This is a genomic window from Chryseobacterium sp. C2(2020), from assembly GCF_014218915.1.
Classification (GTDB): Bacteria; Bacteroidota; Bacteroidia; order Flavobacteriales; family Weeksellaceae; genus Chryseobacterium; species Chryseobacterium mucoviscidosis.
Map to the genome: position 1 here is coordinate 1 of NZ_JACLCT010000015.1, position 15,731 is coordinate 15,731.

Genomic DNA, 15,731 nt, shown 5'->3' on the forward strand with positions numbered 1-15,731 from the left:
TTTACTTTATCTAATGATTGACATTTATAACATTTCATAATACTAATTTATGAAATATATTTTAATTTAACAATACCCTTTTTTTTAATATTTAAACAAATTCAGCGAATTTAAATAAGTGTTAAATATTGTTAATATGAATAACTTGTCACACAATTGTCTCGAAACATAACAAAACTAAAGTCTACATTTGTGCCTTGAAATCATGAGAAACTATATCGTATACTTTTTGACCACTCTTTTTCTGCTTTTTGTAGTAGAAAGCAAGATCAATGTCAAAACTTTACGAAACGATTACACCCACACTTCTCAGAATTTACCCAAAAAAGCAAACCGTTTAAACCAGACCTACGAAAAGCTTTCTATGCAACAGGCTTCGGATGATGTAAGCAATGCATATACGCTCGAACTTACTGAAGACGATTTCCAGTTGTCCGATACCTTTCAGGCAATGGTGGCTTTCGCTAGTGTTTTCACTTTGGTCTATATTTTTGGTTTAAAAAGTTTCAAAAGACTAAAATCAGCGATCCATAGCTGTATATCAGAATATTCTTCTGTTAAAAAGTTCATTCTGATTCGTTCTATAAGAATTTAAAATCCACATTTTCGAACCCGTTTTCTGCCGATTAGCTATTCGGTGGGAAAATCCTGCGTTGTAATTGCCGGCAATCAATTATTCCGTCGATCCTCTTATTGCCATTTTCATATTTAAAACATTAACGATTTACATAAACTCTAGAATTATGATTAAAAGAGTTGTCGCAAGCATTGCGCTAAGCAGTATTTTATTGTTCACAGGTTGTAACAAGAAAAAAGAAGAAAAAGAAGAAGCCGCTGTTTATCCGGTAACATCACCCGTTGTGATGGATACTGTGATCGATAAAGAATACGTGGCACAGGTAAGATCTGTAAAGAACATTGAAGTTCGTGCACAGGAAAAAGGTTTTCTTGAGAAAATCTTTGTAGATGAGGGACAGTTTGTTCGTCAGGGACAAACCTTATTCAGAATTATGCCGAAATTGTATCAGGCAGAATTGCTGAAAGCTCAGGCAGAAGTTGCTCAGGCAACAATTGAGCTGAAAAATGCAAGTACATTAGCCAACAACAACATCGTTTCCAAAAACGAAAGAGCAATGGCGAAAGCTAAGCTGGATGCAGCCAATGCTGAAGCGAAACTGGCACAGATTCACCTGTCTTTTACAGACATTAAAGCTCCGTTTTCGGGAATTATCGACAGAATTCCTTTAAAACTGGGAAGTCTGGTAGATGAAGGAGATTTATTAACCTCCCTTTCCGATAACAACGATATTTATACGTACTTCAATGTTTCGGAGCCGGAATATCTTAACTATCAGAGAAATGTAGCTTCAAGAGGAAGCAATATGGTGGATCTTGTTATGGCAAACGGAGATGTCTTTCCACAGAAAGGACAGGTTCAGACCATTGAAGGGGAATTCGACAGTGAGACAGGAAATATCGCTTTCAGAGCTAAATTCCCAAATCCGGATAAACTTCTGAGAAACGGAGAAACGGGAAAAGTAAGAATGACGTTACCATTGAAAAACGCTTTAATCATTCCTCAGAAAGCTACTTACGAAATTCAGGATCAGAAATATGTTTTCGTGGTAGACAAGAACGGAGTGGCAAAATCTAAAAATATAAAGATCGCTTATGAGCTTCCTGATGTATACGTAGTCGCTTCAGGGCTTTCAACCGGAGATAAAATCTTATTGGAAGGAGTTCAGAAAGTAAAAGACGATCAGAAAGTTCAGACAAAAGTTCAGGATCCGAAAAAAGTTCTTCAGTCATTAAAATTAAAAGCAGAGTAGAATACGATAATCGATACGTGATCGTGATTATGCAAAAACTTCATAATCATCATTTATCATTCATCATTAATAATTCATCATTATTTTATGTTTAAGAAATTTATTCGCAGACCTGTTCTGTCTATCGTAATCTCTTTGATTATCGTATTTATGGGAGTTTTATCCCTTGTAAAATTACCGGTTACCCAGTTTCCTTCCATTTCTCCACCCAAAGTAAACATTACGGCGGATTATCCCGGAGCCAACAATGAATTGTTGATTAAATCCGTTGTTATTCCTTTAGAAAGAGGTCTGAATGGGGTTCCCGGGATGAAATATATGACTTCCGATGCCGGAAACGACGGGGAAGCTTCCATTCAGGTGGTTTTCGATTTGGGAACCGATCCGAATGTAGCAGCAGTAAACGTACAGAACCGTGTTTCTTCGGTGGTTAATAAACTTCCGCCATTGGTTGTTCGTGAAGGGGTGAAAATTACCCGTGAAGAACCCAATATGCTGATGTACATTAACCTGTACAGTGATGATCCGAAAGCTGATCAGAAATTCCTTTTCAACTATGCAGACATCAATGTAATGTCTGAATTGAGAAGAGTAAGCGGTGTAGGTTTCGCAGATATCCTCGGAACAAGAGAATATGCGATGCGTATCTGGCTGAAACCGGACAGATTAACGGCTTACAGCATTTCCGCAGATGAAGTAATGGAATCCTTGAATCAGCAGAGTTTAGAAGCTTCTCCGGGTAAAACAGGTGAAAGTTCCGGAAAAAGATCGCAGTCCTTTGAATATATTTTAAAATATCCGGGTCGTTTTAATAATGAAAAAGATTACGGAAATATTATCCTTAAAGCTAAACCCGATGGCGAATTCATCAGATTAAAAGATGTTGCCGATATAGAATTCGGTTCGTCCATGTATGATATTTATTCTACCTTAAACGGAAAGCCTTCTGCGGCAATCACGGTAAAACAATCGTATGGTTCCAACGCAAGTGACGTTATCAAGAATGTAAAATTTTTGATGGAAGAATTGCAGAAAACCACTTTCCCGAAAGGAATGCATTATGACATCAGTTATGACGTATCAAAATTCTTAGATGCTTCTATTGAAAAAGTAGTTCATACGCTTTTTGAAGCCTTTATTTTGGTGGCAATCGTGGTATTCCTATTCCTGGGAGACTGGCGTTCAACCTTAATTCCTGCTTTGGCGGTTCCGGTATCATTAGTAGGTACTTTCGCAGTCATGTCCGCCTTCGGAATTACCTTAAATATGATCTCGTTATTTGCGCTTGTTATGGCGATCGGGGTCGTGGTGGATGATGCGATTGTGGTTATTGAAGCCGTTCACGCAAAGATGGAAGAGAAGCATTTATCGCCGTTAAAAGCAACAGAAGAAGCGATGCATGAAATCAGCGGGGCAATTATCGCAATTACTCTGGTAATGGCATCCGTATTCATTCCGATAGCCTTCATGTCCGGTCCGGTTGGAGTTTTCTACCGTCAGTTTTCCATCACTATGGCTTCTGCAATTATTCTTTCAGGGGTTGTTGCTTTAACATTAACGCCGGCTTTATGTGCTTTAATTTTAAAAAATAACCACGGAAAAGCAAAAAGAAGAACTCCGATTACTATTTTCCTTGATAAGTTCAACGGATTATTTACAAAAGGAGCTAATAAATATGAAGGAATGCTAAACAAAACGGTGAAGAAAAAAACAATCACTTTACCATTATTATTGGCGTTCTGTGCATGTACATTCTTTTTAAGCAATTCATTGCCTTCAGGATTTATTCCTGCGGAAGATCAGGGAATGATTTATGCCATTATTCAGACTCCTCCAGGTTCTACACTGGAAAGAACCAACCAGATTGCCAAAGAATTATTAAGAGAATCTGAAGATATCGATGGAGTACAGTCTGTTTCTTCACTGGCGGGTTACGAAATTCTTACGGAAGGTACGGGTTCCAACTCCGGTACTTGTCTTATCAATCTTAAAAGCTGGGAAGACCGTAAAGAATCTGCCGCGGAAATCATAGAAAAGCTTGAAGAAAAAGCGAAGAATATTCCCGGTGCAAATATAGAATTCTTCCAGCCGCCTTCCATTCCGGGATACGGTGCAGCAGGTGGTTTCGAGCTTCGTCTGCTCGATAAAGCGGGAAGCGGAGATTATCAAAAAATGGAAAAGGTAAGCAACGACTTCGTAAGAGAACTGAAAAAACGTCCGGAACTGGGTTCTGCGTTTACGTTCTATTCCGCAAGTTTCCCTCAGTATATGTTGAGAGTGGATAATGATCTTGCCGAGCAAAAAGGAGTGACGATTGAAAATGCAATGGATAATTTATCCACATTAATCGGTTCCAACTATGAAACCAGTTTCATCCGTTTCGACAGACCTTATAAAGTAATCGTTCAGGCGAGCCCTCAATATCGTGCGTTACCAAGCGATCTTTTGAAACTATATGTGAAGAATGATAAAGATCAAATGGTTCCGTATTCAGATTTTATGCATCTTGAAAAAGTATACGGTCTTTCGGAGATTACCAGACACAATATGTACAATTCTGCCGAGGTAAGTGGTACTCCGGCTCCGGGGTACAGTTCCGGACAGGCGATTGCAGCCATTAAAGAAGTTGCGGATAAAACGCTTCCGAGAGGTTTCGGGATCGATTGGGCGGGTATTTCTAAGGACGAGGTAAGCCGTGGAAACGAAGCGATTTTCATTTTCTTAGTGTGTTTAGGATTTGTTTATCTTATTCTTTCCGCACAGTACGAAAGTTTCATTCTTCCGTTACCGGTAATTCTATCGTTACCGACAGGTATTTTCGGAGCTTTCTTATGTCTGAAATTATTAGGATTGGAAAACAATATTTACGCTCAGGTAGCAATGGTGATGCTGATTGGTCTTTTGGGTAAAAATGCCGTACTGATTGTAGAATTTGCCGTACAGAAAAAAGCGGAAGAAGGAATTCCTGTTGCGCAGGCTGCCATCGAAGGAGCTGCGATCCGTTTTCGTCCGATTCTGATGACCTCATTTGCATTCATTGCAGGTTTAATTCCATTGGTTCTGGCAACAGGACCGGGAGCAATCGGTAACCGTACCATCGGTACCGCTGCAGCAGGAGGGATGCTGATCGGAACTATTTTCGGACTGATGATTATCCCTGGATTGTATTACATCTTCGGAACAATCGCAGAAAAATCGAAACTGGCAAAATATGAAGAGGAAAATCCTTTAACAGAACAAACAGAACCGTACCAACACGACGACAAACATGAAGATTTATAATAAAAGATATATAGCTGCCATTGCCTTATCGCTTGTTTTAGCAGGCTGTAAGGCGCCCATGGCGACCGTGGTAAAAGATGAGGTGAAAGAAAATATTCCTCAGAATTTTAATCAGGAAGATCAGGGTGATGCAAACAACAACAGCGGAACAACCCCTTGGAGACAGTTTTTTACAGATCCTAATTTAGTAGCCTTAATAGAAACTGCTTTAAAAAATAATCAGGAGTTAATGATTACTTTGCAGGAAATTGAGATTGCAAAAAGCGGTGTCTTGGCAAAAAAAGGAAGATTAACGCCTACTGTTTCCGCAGGAATCGGCGCGGGTGTGAAAAAAGCAGGACGCTACACCAGCGAAGGAGCAGGTGATGCCACCACAGAAATAGAACCCGGAAAAGAAATGCCGGATCCGCTTGGAAATTTTGAGGGCGGATTGATGGCAAATTGGGAAGTGGATATCTGGAAAAAGCTTAGAACGGAGAAAGAATCTGCAGTAGCACATTATCTTTCTACCGTGGAAGGGAAGAATTTTGTTCTTTCGAATTTAATTGAGGAAGTTGCTGATAATTATTATGAATTGCTGGCTCTGGATAATCAGTTGGATATCATTCAGCAGTACACAAAACTGCAGCAGAGAGCTTTGGAGATCTCAAAAATACAGAAAGAAGCTGCGGCAGCTACGGAACTGGCGGTAAAAAAATTCGAGGCGGAACTGGCAAAATCTAAAGCTTCGGAATTTACCATCCGTCAGGAAATTACTGAAAAAGAAAACGAAATCAATGCGCTTTGCGGACGATTTCCACAGCCGATTGTAAGATCAAAAGGAGATTTCATGTCGATGATCCCTCAAACAGTTTATACGGGAATTCCGTCACAGTTACTGGCAAACCGTCCCGACATCAAACAGGCTGAGTTGGAATTAAAATCATCAAAACTGGATGTGGAAGCAGCCAGAAAAGAGTTTTATCCAAGTCTGGAAATTTCTGCAACGTTAGGACTGGAAGCTTTTAAACCTTCTTATCTGGTTAAATTGCCGGAATCTATGGCAGCAAGTCTGGTGGGTGAACTGGCGGGCCCGCTGATTAATAAAAGTGCCATTAAAGCGAACTTTCAGACAGCGGATGCAAGACAGATTCAGGCGTTGTACGAATATGATAAAACCATTCTGAATGCTTATCTGGATGTTGCGAATTTAATGTCTAAAGTAAAAAACATCGATCAGTATTACAAACTGAAGTCTGAAGAAACACAGGCTTTGGAAAAATCAATAGATATAGCCAATCAGTTATTTAAAAATTCGAGAGCCGATTATCTGGAAGTTCTTCTGAACCAGAGAGATGCCTTGGATGCCAAAATGGAACTGGTAGAAGCTAAACAAAAACAACTGAGTACAGTTGTTGATATTTACAAGAGCTTAGGCGGAGGCTGGAAGTGATTTGTAAATCCTTAATGTTTTAAAAAGAAAAGAGGCTGCCCGTAAGGAACAGTCTCTTTTCGATTAAAACTGAAAACTTTAATAAAAAGGTTCATATTTCAGAACCTCCTTCCCAATTTACCTGTAGGATACAGGACTAATTTATTTCTTCGCGGTTATTGTATTTCAAAAAATGGTTATTAGCTTTTTTTTGAAAAATTAAATTTTAAAAAAAACCAGCCTTCCAAAAAAGTAATTTCTCCTGTTAAGGAAGGTGGTAAGATTTATGAATAGAATCATGTTTTTTTATTAGCTTTCAAAATTTATCTGCATGTGCTTTTTTAGGGCTTTCTTTCTATTCAATAGTATATAAAAACGGCTTTAATTAATTTTTTCTATTGTTTTGATTTCCGGTTTCGAAATTATAACCTTGTGGTGAAATAAAAAAACAGTTGCGGTCATTATTCATAAATTGAGACAGCGGAATATTTCTGTACTTATTATTTAATTGGTTGATTTTCAATTGATATATTTGTAAAATAGAAATAATTCTATACCACATTTTAATTCAATAATCTTTGATAAAAAATGATCTATTTTCTGTACTTTTGACGAAGTTTACACATAGGATTATTAAACAGGGGTGAAAAAAAATCTATTTTTTATTCTTTTTATCGGAATTGTTAATTTATTCTTCTCGCAGGAAGGATACAGCGAATATTATAAACTCAGGTTGAAGTATGAAGATTTTTCGGAAAATGACATGAAGGCATTTCCTTTTATAAAGCCATATCTCAACTTGGCAAAAAAGGAAAAGAATTACGAAAAACTGGTTCAGGGATATAAAGATGCGGTATTTTTTTCTTCTTTAAATGAAAATAAACTGAAGTATGCAGACAGCATGATCTGGGCAGCCAACCAGACCAATGAGGATGATCTTAAAATTGTTGCCCATATTGATAAAGGCGTTATTTATTATTACCATTATAAAAAGTTTCAACTTGCTCTTAACGAATATCTTGAAGCCTATAAATATTCAAGAAATACCAGAAATGAATATCTGAAATATCAGAATCTGTATCATATCGGAGTGGTAAAAAGCTATCTCGGCTATTACGAAGATGCTTCACAGGTCTTTACAAAATGTCTTGTTTATTACAGGGAAAAGGCGAAATCCATCACCAAACTTCATCCTAACGAAATTTATAACAATAAGAAAGGTTATCTCAACAGTCTTCATCAGCTTATTATCTGCAACAGGCATCTTGGGAAACAGGAAGAAGTGGATGCTGCTATACAGACGGGACTTTCTGAAGTAGGAGATAATCCGGATTATGCTCTGGAAAAAGGATATTTCCTTTTGTCGAAAGGAATTTCAGAATACAAGAGAAATCAATTCAAGGAAGCATTAGAAGACTTTAATCAGTCTCTGCCCGTGATCAGAGAAAGCCGTGATTTTGCAAGGCTTTCGGTAAGTTATTTCTACATCGGGAAAACTTATTCCGATCTTAAAAAGACCAAACAATCTATTATTTATTTTAAAAAGATAGATTCCATTTTTCAGAAACATCAGTTTATCCTTCCGGAACTGAGGGAAAATTATGAAATCCTGATCGATTATTCCAAAAAAGAGAAAAACGAGAAGAACCAGCTCTATTACACAAGCCAGTTGCTTCGTGCAGACAGCATTATGTCTAGGGATTTTATTTATCTGTCCCCGAAAATTCATAAAGATTACGACACCGATACTTTACTGGATGAAAAAAATAAGCTTCAGAAAATAAATTATCTCGGGACTATTATTATCATTGTGTTAATTATCTGGGCAATCGGTCTGGTTGTTCTGCTGACGAGAAGGCATAAAAAATCCAAAGAAGTCCAGAAAAAGTATATTTTAATAGAAGAGAAGTTTACGGCAAACCATCAGAAAGAAGAGATGGACGAAACCAAAGAACTTGTTCCGCAGATCGAAGAAAAGAAGCTTACGATTACAGAAAATAAGGTAGAAGAACTTCTGAAAAAGCTTAAAACGTTTGAAGATAAAAAAGGGTTTACACAAAAAGGATTAACAATTAGCAAATTAGCCGCCCAACTGGGTACTAATTCCAACTATCTTTCTCAGGTTATTAATGAATATAAAAAAGCGAATTTCAATAAATATTTAAGTGAACTCAGAATCAATTACATCACCAATCTGCTTTTTGAGGATAAAAAATACTTAAAATACAGCATCGAAACCCTTGCAAAAGAATGCGGAATCGCTTCCCGACAGAATTTTTCGGATCTTTTTTACGAAATCAACGGAATTCGTCCGACAGATTTTATTAAAAAGAGAAAGGAAGAGCTTGAAAACAACAGAGAAGATTAATGCATTGTTTTTATGAAATTCCTGAAACAAAATTTCACTAAAATTGTACTGGGATTCTTTGGGGCAGTTTTCTGTTTTGGTATTTTAAAACAAATCTTAGATCCCAATTTTTCTAAATACAAATATTTTGAACAGCATTTCAATGGAATTGTAGTGTATGATAAATATGATTATATGAGTCATGCTTATTTGGTCAAAACTTCAGATTACAAAAAGATATATTTAGATGATTTGAATATCATCACGTTAATTGATACCGGAGACTCAATCGTAAAAAATAAAAATGTTACGTATTTTATGCTTTACAAAAAAGACCGCCGCAAAATCTTTTATGATATGTACCTGAAAAAACTGAAAGTTTTAAACTGAAACGCTATTTTAGAAGTAAAATCTTCATTATATTTATATAAATTTAATAATCATGAAGAAATTTCTTTTAGTCTTTTTGAGTATTATCATCATTCTCATTGCTTTTGTTTTAATCAGAACATTCACCTATCCTTTCAAAAAAGCAGATAAGGCAGATTCCGGAGGATGGAAATTTGTAAAGAACGATTCGGTTGTTAAACGTTTTTCCGAAGGATTAAAGATCCCAACCGTTTCCACCGGAGAATTAGGGGATTTCGATTATTCCCCTTTTGTAACATTTAAAGAATATCTTAAAAAAGCATATCCTGAAGTTTATAAAAATACAGAATATGTTGAGGTGAATACTTATGGTCTGGTTTTCAGGCTTAGAGGAAGCAATCCAGGTCTCGCGCCCATTATGTTTCTGTCTCATATTGATGTGGTTCCTCCCGGAGATGCGGAGGTGAAAAATACAACAGAAAATGTTTTCAGACCCAATGATAAACCTTTTCCAGCCATTACAAAAGTTGCTGAAGACTGGGATTTTGCTCCGTTTTCAGGAGCCGTTGCCAATGGAAGAATTTACGGACGCGGAGCAATTGACATGAAAGGAATGCTCTTTTCTCTGATGGAATCCATGAATAATGTAATTAAAAATAAACATACGCCGAAACGCGATATCTATCTGGCTTTCGGATTCGATGAAGAAGTAGGAGGGAAGAAGGGTGCAACACAAATTGCCTCTTATTTTAAGAAAAAAAACATACAGTTTGATGCTGTTTATGATGAAGGCGGGTTAATTTTAGAAAAAGGAAGCATTTCCGGAATCGATTCGGATGTAGCGGTAATCGGCTGTGCCGAAAAAGGTTTTCTTTCTGCCAAAATAAAAGTGAAAGGTTTAGGCGGCCATTCGTCGACACCGCCCATGGAAAGTGCGATCGGGAAAGCTGCCGTTATTATGCAGCGACTGGAAGACGATCAGATGAAACCGGTAATTACCCCTTTAATCCAACAGTTTTTTGATAATATCGGAGGTTCAATGTCTTTCCCGAGCAGAATGGCAATCTCCAATCAATGGCTTTTGAAACCGCTTCTTCTTTCTCAGCTTACCAAAAATAATTCTACCAATGCTTTAGTTCGTACGACAACGGCACTTACCATGATGAAGGGAAGTGACGGAACCAACGTACTTTCTCCCGAAGTGGAATTTGTGGTTAATTTCAGGCTGCTTCCCGGAAATACCGTAAAAGATGTAAAAGCGCATATTGCCAAAGCAACCGAAGGTTTTGAGGTGGAAGTGGAAGAAATTGACAATACCAGAGAAGCTTCCGCAGTTTCATCAAGCAATACAAAAGCGTATCAGCTAATTGAACAAGGAGTAAAACAGCTTTATCCGGCAGCTATTGTAACGCCATATCTTACACTGGGCGGAACGGATGCCTACAAATATCAGATGGTAAGTAAAAACATTTACAGATTTATGCCTGTCAAAATCAATAATTCTGAGCAACAGAGCATTCACAGCACCAATGAATATCTCAGCATCGAAAATTATATGAAAATGATTCATTATTTTGAATTCATTATGACGAATTATGATAAATGATAAATGATGAATGATGAATGATGAATGATGAATGATGAATTTTACAATTAAATTTCAGGCAGTTGGAATTTGCAATGTTTTCCTGAGCGCGAATCAGTAGAAATATTTTAGATCGTATTCGCTTTATAACATCAATCCAAAATCATCAATTCAAAAAAAAATTCAAAACTAAAAAATAACACGTCGAGTTTTGTCGCATTACTGCAATAGCTTTGTCTTATCAAAATTACGAAGTTATGGAACTGCCATTATATCTAAGTTTTAACGAATTTGAAAATACTTATTACGACAACCTTGAAAAATGGTTTGAGGAATATCAGAATACAAGTGAAACCGACTATCTGAAAAAACTTTCGGATCTCTACAGTCCTTTTTTGTACTACAACTTTGCCAACGAAAGAATTCAGGCGGATGCTTCCCTACAGATTAAAGACTGCTTTTTTCCTTATTACGACAAAATCGGGATTTCTTTCTGCACCACCTGTGAAAATGGAAAGCCTGCCAGAAATTCAAAAAAAATCAATCATCAGTTCGAATGGAAAACCGTTACGATGATGGAATATGCACAGCATATTTTGGATAAAATCAACAGATACTTGTCGAAAAATAGTAATAAAGAAGATAAAAACGTGCTGGATTTTATCAACGATTTTGAAATCATCACTTCGCGTGAAGGAGCGGGATATTGTGTGAATTACAACCAGCATCAGGCGACAATTCCTTTTCTGAAAGCTTATCTTCCGGTTCACGGACAAACGGTGAATATTGCGGTATACAGAGATTTTCTGTTTTCCGTTGTTCAGATCGCAGAATATATTGATCAGAAATTAAAAGAAGTACAGGCTTTTGAAAGCATGATCTATTCTAAGCTGAAATCAGACGCGAGATTCAAAGTACAGATGAGCCATCAGTTTTTAACGATGTGCAATTAACCAAAACACCAAAACATTCATATAGCTAAATTGTAGTTTGAAATTAGTTGGTACTTTTTCAAACAGAAAATCCCGGTTGAAAAACTGGGATTTTTTATTAAAAAAGATTAATTTAGTCAAAACTGACTAATAAAGAGTAGTTTACAAGAACCGAAAGAGTTATCGGTAACGATTTAGTAATGGTGCTTACTACACTTGCTTTCATTCAATTACCTTGTAAATCATTACTGCAAATTTATAAAAAATAAAGGTAAAGCAGTGAAACTTTACCTTTATTTTTCGTCTTGCTCGTCCATCCTTTTGATAAGTGCATCCCGAAGACTATCGAGGAACTTTGTTCGGTTTATCTTCCTGCCTTTCAGTTCCAAATAGGAATGGTAGAAATCCCCTAAGTCAATATTAAACATATTCTCAAAGGTCTTGGCAATGATTTTAATGTCGGTGTTCCCGTTGTCAATGGAACCCTGCGAATGCAGTGAATAAATCAACTCAATGAGTGAAGTTTTGCTGCCCGTCCAGTTCAAAGGCGGGATTTCAAGTAGCTTTCTGTGGTTGTTATTGTTCAACTGGTCTTCGAGGTAAACCTGTATCAAGTCGTTGGCAATAATCTTAGCTACCTTGTAATCGTGTGAGGTTGTGAAATTATGGTCGGCTTCAAAATAATACGTGTCTAAACTCAACTTTATATCGTGCTTGCCTCGCAAAAAGAATTTATTGTCGAGGTGAGTGCTGTTGGTTCTGTAATACTTGTAAAATTCCAGATTGGCATCAAAATACCGCTTGATTTTGGAAAGCTCTACATTAAGATATTTCTTGATGGTTTTATCCCCTCCACGTGGTCTTTTCGTTTCAATCTTGTAAATCGCATTGAAGTAAATGAGCTTAGATACTAACTGCGGCTTTAGCTGTTTGAAAAATAGTATTTCTTCATCATCATCTTTAAAGCCATTTCTCTTGATATACTTCTTTATCTCTTCGAGCTTCTGCAATACCAGTACAATAGCATTTTCATACGCTACCAAAGAATTATTCGGCTCATAGGTCAATTCATTTATTCTGTCGTCTAATTCGTTTATTATAGTATGGCAATAATCTATCATAGAAATTGGTATTTAAGTGAAACCAATAAAAAGGATAAAATGAGGCAGCAATTGCAGTTAGCCTACAATAATTGCCTCATTTTAGTATGTATTGAAAGGGTATGAGAAAGCCCTATCCTTTATTAGAAACCGGATAGGGCTAAGAGATTAAACCGCTAATGGTTCTGCTTTAAAGCCTTTTCTCTTAACAATGGCAACTATTTCATCTTGTGTTATGCCCTCTGATTTTACGGTAAGGATTTTGTCATTATTGGCTGTATCTACATTCCATTCGCAGATACCGTCTGCGCTGTCTAAATCCGCTTTTACCTTTGATACACAACCGCCACAATTAAGATTGGTCTTGAACTGAAATTCTGTATTTTCCATATTTTTTTAAACTTTATTTACTATTGTTTTGAACTGTCGCAAAATTCAACATAATCCCAAAGTCTGCTATTGTGATATTCCGGGTTTAATTTGTGACATTTACTGTTTTCCTGTTGCAGACTATTAATGTTTGTGGGCGTGGTGGCTGTGGTCTTCTGCCGATTTTTCGCCCTCTGATACGGTAATCGTGAAATCTGCCGTATGTACCACGTTGTTTATTTTGAACTGTACCCACATTCTGTAAAGCCCTGCTTTTTTGATAAGCGTTTCGGCATAGATTGGGAAATTCTCTTTTGATACCGGGTGTATATGTAGAAAATCTTTATCGGCTTTGCCTATCATTACGATATGGGCAGTCGCTCCGAGATAGTTCTGCATATCCTTTTCCTCTAATTTCTTGCCGTCTTTTTCTACCGAAAATTGCAAGCCCTGATTTCTGTTTGTTTTGAAGTCTTCGCCGTTAAGTAGTGTTACCGTAAAACCATCTACGGTTGAAACCAATTTTGTCTTTAAATCGGCTGTTTGTATTGCTGCCGTACCTTTTACCTCAATGGTTTGCTTATTAACCTCTCCCTCGGCTCCGTTCGGTTTGTAGTCGGTAAATAACAGGTATTTACCTGCTGCTGGGAATGTTTCTGAAACCTTATAAGAACCGTCTGCCTGTTCTTCGGGGTGGATATGGTCAAACCAGGTCAGTTCTTCATTCACTACCAAAAGGTGCATTTTCATTTCGTGCACTACTTCCAACGGCACATTTTTACCGTGTTCACTAATGGCGATGGATAGATTAGTTGGTTTACCTGCTTCCACATTTTGCGGGTTGGCAGCCACTTTTACTTCATACTGACTTTTCTCTTTATTAACAGGGGTCAAAGCCATACCACATTTAGGGCATTTATCGCCTTTGTTTCCTTTTACTTCCGGGTGCATCGGACAAGCGTATGCGCTGTCGTGATTTGCGTGCTGATGTGCATTCATATCCTCTGATTTTTTATTATTACTTTCTGAATTGTTGCAGGCAGATAACGCTGCCAGTGAAACAACCGTGCTTAGTAATATGGTTTTTAAATTATTCATTTATTTATCTCTCTTATTACAATACAAATTTCCGCATTAAATGGGTTGTATCTATTGTGATATTCTTTGTTTGATTTACGATTTTTACTGATTGCTAACGCTTTTCTTTTGGCTCATTACAATCCTGATAACCGCTATCAATGTGATTATAAGCATAGGTATCAGTACAATGTTTACGCCATTCCAACCCCAGTAATTGAACAGGCTACCTGCAAAGAAGCTCGCAATACTGATGACTGCAAAAACCGTGAAATCGTGGAAAGCCTGTGTTTTTTCTTTCTCTTCGGGTCTGTACACTTTGGTCAGCAATGATGAGCCACCGATAAACAGGAAGTTCCAACCTAAGCCCACGATGAACAATGCGGAAACGAAATGCGCAAAGCCTGTTCCCATCAGGGCAATGATGATGTACAGGAACAAAATCGCCAAGCCGGAAATAATGATACGGTAAACGCCGAATTTCTGAATGAGCATACCTGTAAAGAATGACGGCAGGAACATACCCAATACGTGCCACTGGATAACCGTTGCGGAACTATCGGACGAATGCCCTACGCTGTGCATCGCTATCGGGGTAACGGTCATAGACATTCCCATTACGGCAAATGCGGTAGATGATGCCAGTATTGCAAGTATGGTATCTTTATTCTTAATGATTTCTTTTAACGGGCGACCTTTCTTAACTGCTTCATTGGTTTGTACCGCAGATGTTCTTTGCAATTTTAAAAAGGAAACAACGCCCAAAGCGACCACGCTTAACAAGATAATGGAAAAGTAGGAATAAGCGTAAGGAACCGCCCCTAAATGCTGTGTAAACCTCGCTAAGTTGGGTCCGGCGAAAGCCGCAACAACGCCACCTGCAATAACAAAAGAAATTGCCTTGCTTTTCGCATAGTCGGGAACGGCATCAGCCGCAGCAAAACGGTAGTATTGCGAAAAGCCTTGATAAGCACCAATGAGCATATTACCTACTGAAAACAGCCAAAAGGAATTTTGGATAATACCGTACCACGAAACCAAACCCGATAAAACACCTATCAGTGTACCTATCATAAAGGCATTGCGCTGACCTAATTTTCTAATAATGAGGGATGCGGGTATCATCATACCTGCCGTACCTACGGTAATCATTGCCAATGGCAAGGTCGCCAGATTTTTATCGGGAGCCATTTGTAAGCCTACCACACCCGAAAGCGTAATGACCAATATGGATGCAGTCTGGAACAATGCCTGCGAGGTAAACAGGAGATACACGTTGTTCCATTTTATTTTTGCTGTCATAATCTTAAAATTTATGATGCAAAATTGGCAATTTGCTTCGGGCTGCCTATTGTGATATTTCTTGTTTGATTTGTGAGGTTTACTGATTTAGCCCGGTATAGTAAATGCAAAAAGGTCATAGCATAACC

Annotated in this window: 12 protein-coding genes; 8 read left to right on the forward strand and 4 right to left on the reverse strand. The window is 37.6% G+C overall.

All coding sequences use genetic code 11. From position 1 onward, the window contains the following. The first annotated feature begins 205 nt into the window (after window positions 1-205). The 8 genes from H6W52_RS10280 to H6W52_RS10315 all read left to right on the forward strand — a co-directional run bounded on the left by H6W52_RS10280 (window position 206) and on the right by H6W52_RS10315 (window position 11,776). Window positions 206-595, forward strand: coding sequence for a hypothetical protein (locus H6W52_RS10280; RefSeq protein WP_116098511.1), 390 nt, complete (start codon window positions 206-208; stop codon window positions 593-595). Window positions 596-743: 148 nt separating this feature from the next. Beyond that, the gene (locus tag H6W52_RS10285; RefSeq protein ID WP_185144414.1) at window positions 744-1,829 is read left to right on the forward strand and encodes an efflux RND transporter periplasmic adaptor subunit; all 1,086 of its coding nucleotides are present in this window, start codon (window positions 744-746) and stop codon (window positions 1,827-1,829) included. An 87-nt stretch (window positions 1,830-1,916) separates the two neighbouring features. Then, window positions 1,917-5,111 carry an efflux RND transporter permease subunit gene (locus H6W52_RS10290; protein ID WP_116098512.1) on the forward strand — a complete coding sequence of 1,065 codons (3,195 nt, stop codon included), beginning with the start codon at window positions 1,917-1,919 and terminating at the stop codon, window positions 5,109-5,111. Next, window positions 5,098-6,543 carry a TolC family protein gene (locus H6W52_RS10295; protein WP_116098513.1) on the forward strand — a complete coding sequence of 482 codons (1,446 nt, stop codon included), beginning with the start codon at window positions 5,098-5,100 and terminating at the stop codon, window positions 6,541-6,543. The genes H6W52_RS10290 and H6W52_RS10295 overlap by 14 nt, the downstream gene beginning before the upstream one ends. A gap of 622 nt (window positions 6,544-7,165) precedes the next feature. Beyond that, a complete protein-coding gene (locus H6W52_RS21385; protein WP_116098514.1) occupies window positions 7,166-8,890 on the forward strand; it encodes a helix-turn-helix domain-containing protein in 1,725 nt (574 codons plus the stop codon). 12 nt (window positions 8,891-8,902) lie between these two features. Beyond that, on the forward strand, window positions 8,903-9,259 hold the full coding sequence (locus tag H6W52_RS10305; protein WP_116098515.1) for a hypothetical protein: 357 nt from the start codon (window positions 8,903-8,905) through the stop codon (window positions 9,257-9,259). A 52-nt stretch (window positions 9,260-9,311) separates the two neighbouring features. Beyond that, window positions 9,312-10,844 carry a M20/M25/M40 family metallo-hydrolase gene (locus tag H6W52_RS10310; protein WP_116098516.1) on the forward strand — a complete coding sequence of 511 codons (1,533 nt, stop codon included), beginning with the start codon at window positions 9,312-9,314 and terminating at the stop codon, window positions 10,842-10,844. Between the two features lie 236 nt (window positions 10,845-11,080). Then, a complete protein-coding gene (locus H6W52_RS10315; RefSeq protein ID WP_116098517.1) occupies window positions 11,081-11,776 on the forward strand; it encodes a hypothetical protein in 696 nt (231 codons plus the stop codon). A 272-nt stretch (window positions 11,777-12,048) separates the two neighbouring features. Here the strand turns inward: H6W52_RS10315 and H6W52_RS10320 are convergent, their stop codons facing one another. The 4 genes from H6W52_RS10320 to H6W52_RS10335 all read right to left on the reverse strand — a co-directional run bounded on the left by H6W52_RS10320 (window position 12,049) and on the right by H6W52_RS10335 (window position 15,603). Then, entirely contained in the window at window positions 12,049-12,876 is an 828-nt protein-coding gene (locus tag H6W52_RS10320; protein ID WP_050377150.1) for an RteC domain-containing protein, read from the reverse strand. A 147-nt stretch (window positions 12,877-13,023) separates the two neighbouring features. Continuing rightward, window positions 13,024-13,245, reverse strand: coding sequence for a heavy-metal-associated domain-containing protein (locus H6W52_RS10325; RefSeq protein WP_050377149.1), 222 nt, complete (start codon window positions 13,243-13,245; stop codon window positions 13,024-13,026). Between the two features lie 123 nt (window positions 13,246-13,368). Next, on the reverse strand, window positions 13,369-14,322 hold the full coding sequence (locus tag H6W52_RS10330) for a heavy metal-binding domain-containing protein (protein WP_228457565.1): 954 nt from the start codon (window positions 14,320-14,322) through the stop codon (window positions 13,369-13,371). Between the two features lie 84 nt (window positions 14,323-14,406). Then, entirely contained in the window at window positions 14,407-15,603 is a 1,197-nt protein-coding gene (locus tag H6W52_RS10335; protein ID WP_050377148.1) for an MFS transporter, read from the reverse strand. Between the last annotated feature and the right edge of the window lie 128 nt (window positions 15,604-15,731).

What these genes read in the sequence shown, in the direction of transcription:
- H6W52_RS10285 (WP_185144414.1), top strand. Translation starts at nt 744, where the DNA reads ATGATTAAAAGAGTTGTCGCAAGCATTGCGCTAAGCAGTATTTTATTG.
- H6W52_RS10290 (WP_116098512.1), top strand. Translation starts at nt 1,917, where the DNA reads ATGTTTAAGAAATTTATTCGCAGACCTGTTCTGTCTATCGTAATCTCT.
- H6W52_RS10330 (WP_228457565.1), bottom strand. Translation starts at nt 14,322, where the DNA reads ATGAATAATTTAAAAACCATATTACTAAGCACGGTTGTTTCACTGGCA.
- H6W52_RS10295 (WP_116098513.1), top strand. Translation starts at nt 5,098, where the DNA reads ATGAAGATTTATAATAAAAGATATATAGCTGCCATTGCCTTATCGCTT.
- H6W52_RS10335 (WP_050377148.1), bottom strand. Translation starts at nt 15,603, where the DNA reads ATGACAGCAAAAATAAAATGGAACAACGTGTATCTCCTGTTTACCTCG.
- H6W52_RS10315 (WP_116098517.1), top strand. Translation starts at nt 11,081, where the DNA reads ATGGAACTGCCATTATATCTAAGTTTTAACGAATTTGAAAATACTTAT.
- H6W52_RS10310 (WP_116098516.1), top strand. Translation starts at nt 9,312, where the DNA reads ATGAAGAAATTTCTTTTAGTCTTTTTGAGTATTATCATCATTCTCATT.
- H6W52_RS10280 (WP_116098511.1), top strand. Translation starts at nt 206, where the DNA reads ATGAGAAACTATATCGTATACTTTTTGACCACTCTTTTTCTGCTTTTT.
- H6W52_RS10325 (WP_050377149.1), bottom strand. Translation starts at nt 13,245, where the DNA reads ATGGAAAATACAGAATTTCAGTTCAAGACCAATCTTAATTGTGGCGGT.
- H6W52_RS10320 (WP_050377150.1), bottom strand. Translation starts at nt 12,876, where the DNA reads ATGATAGATTATTGCCATACTATAATAAACGAATTAGACGACAGAATA.
- H6W52_RS10305 (WP_116098515.1), top strand. Translation starts at nt 8,903, where the DNA reads ATGAAATTCCTGAAACAAAATTTCACTAAAATTGTACTGGGATTCTTT.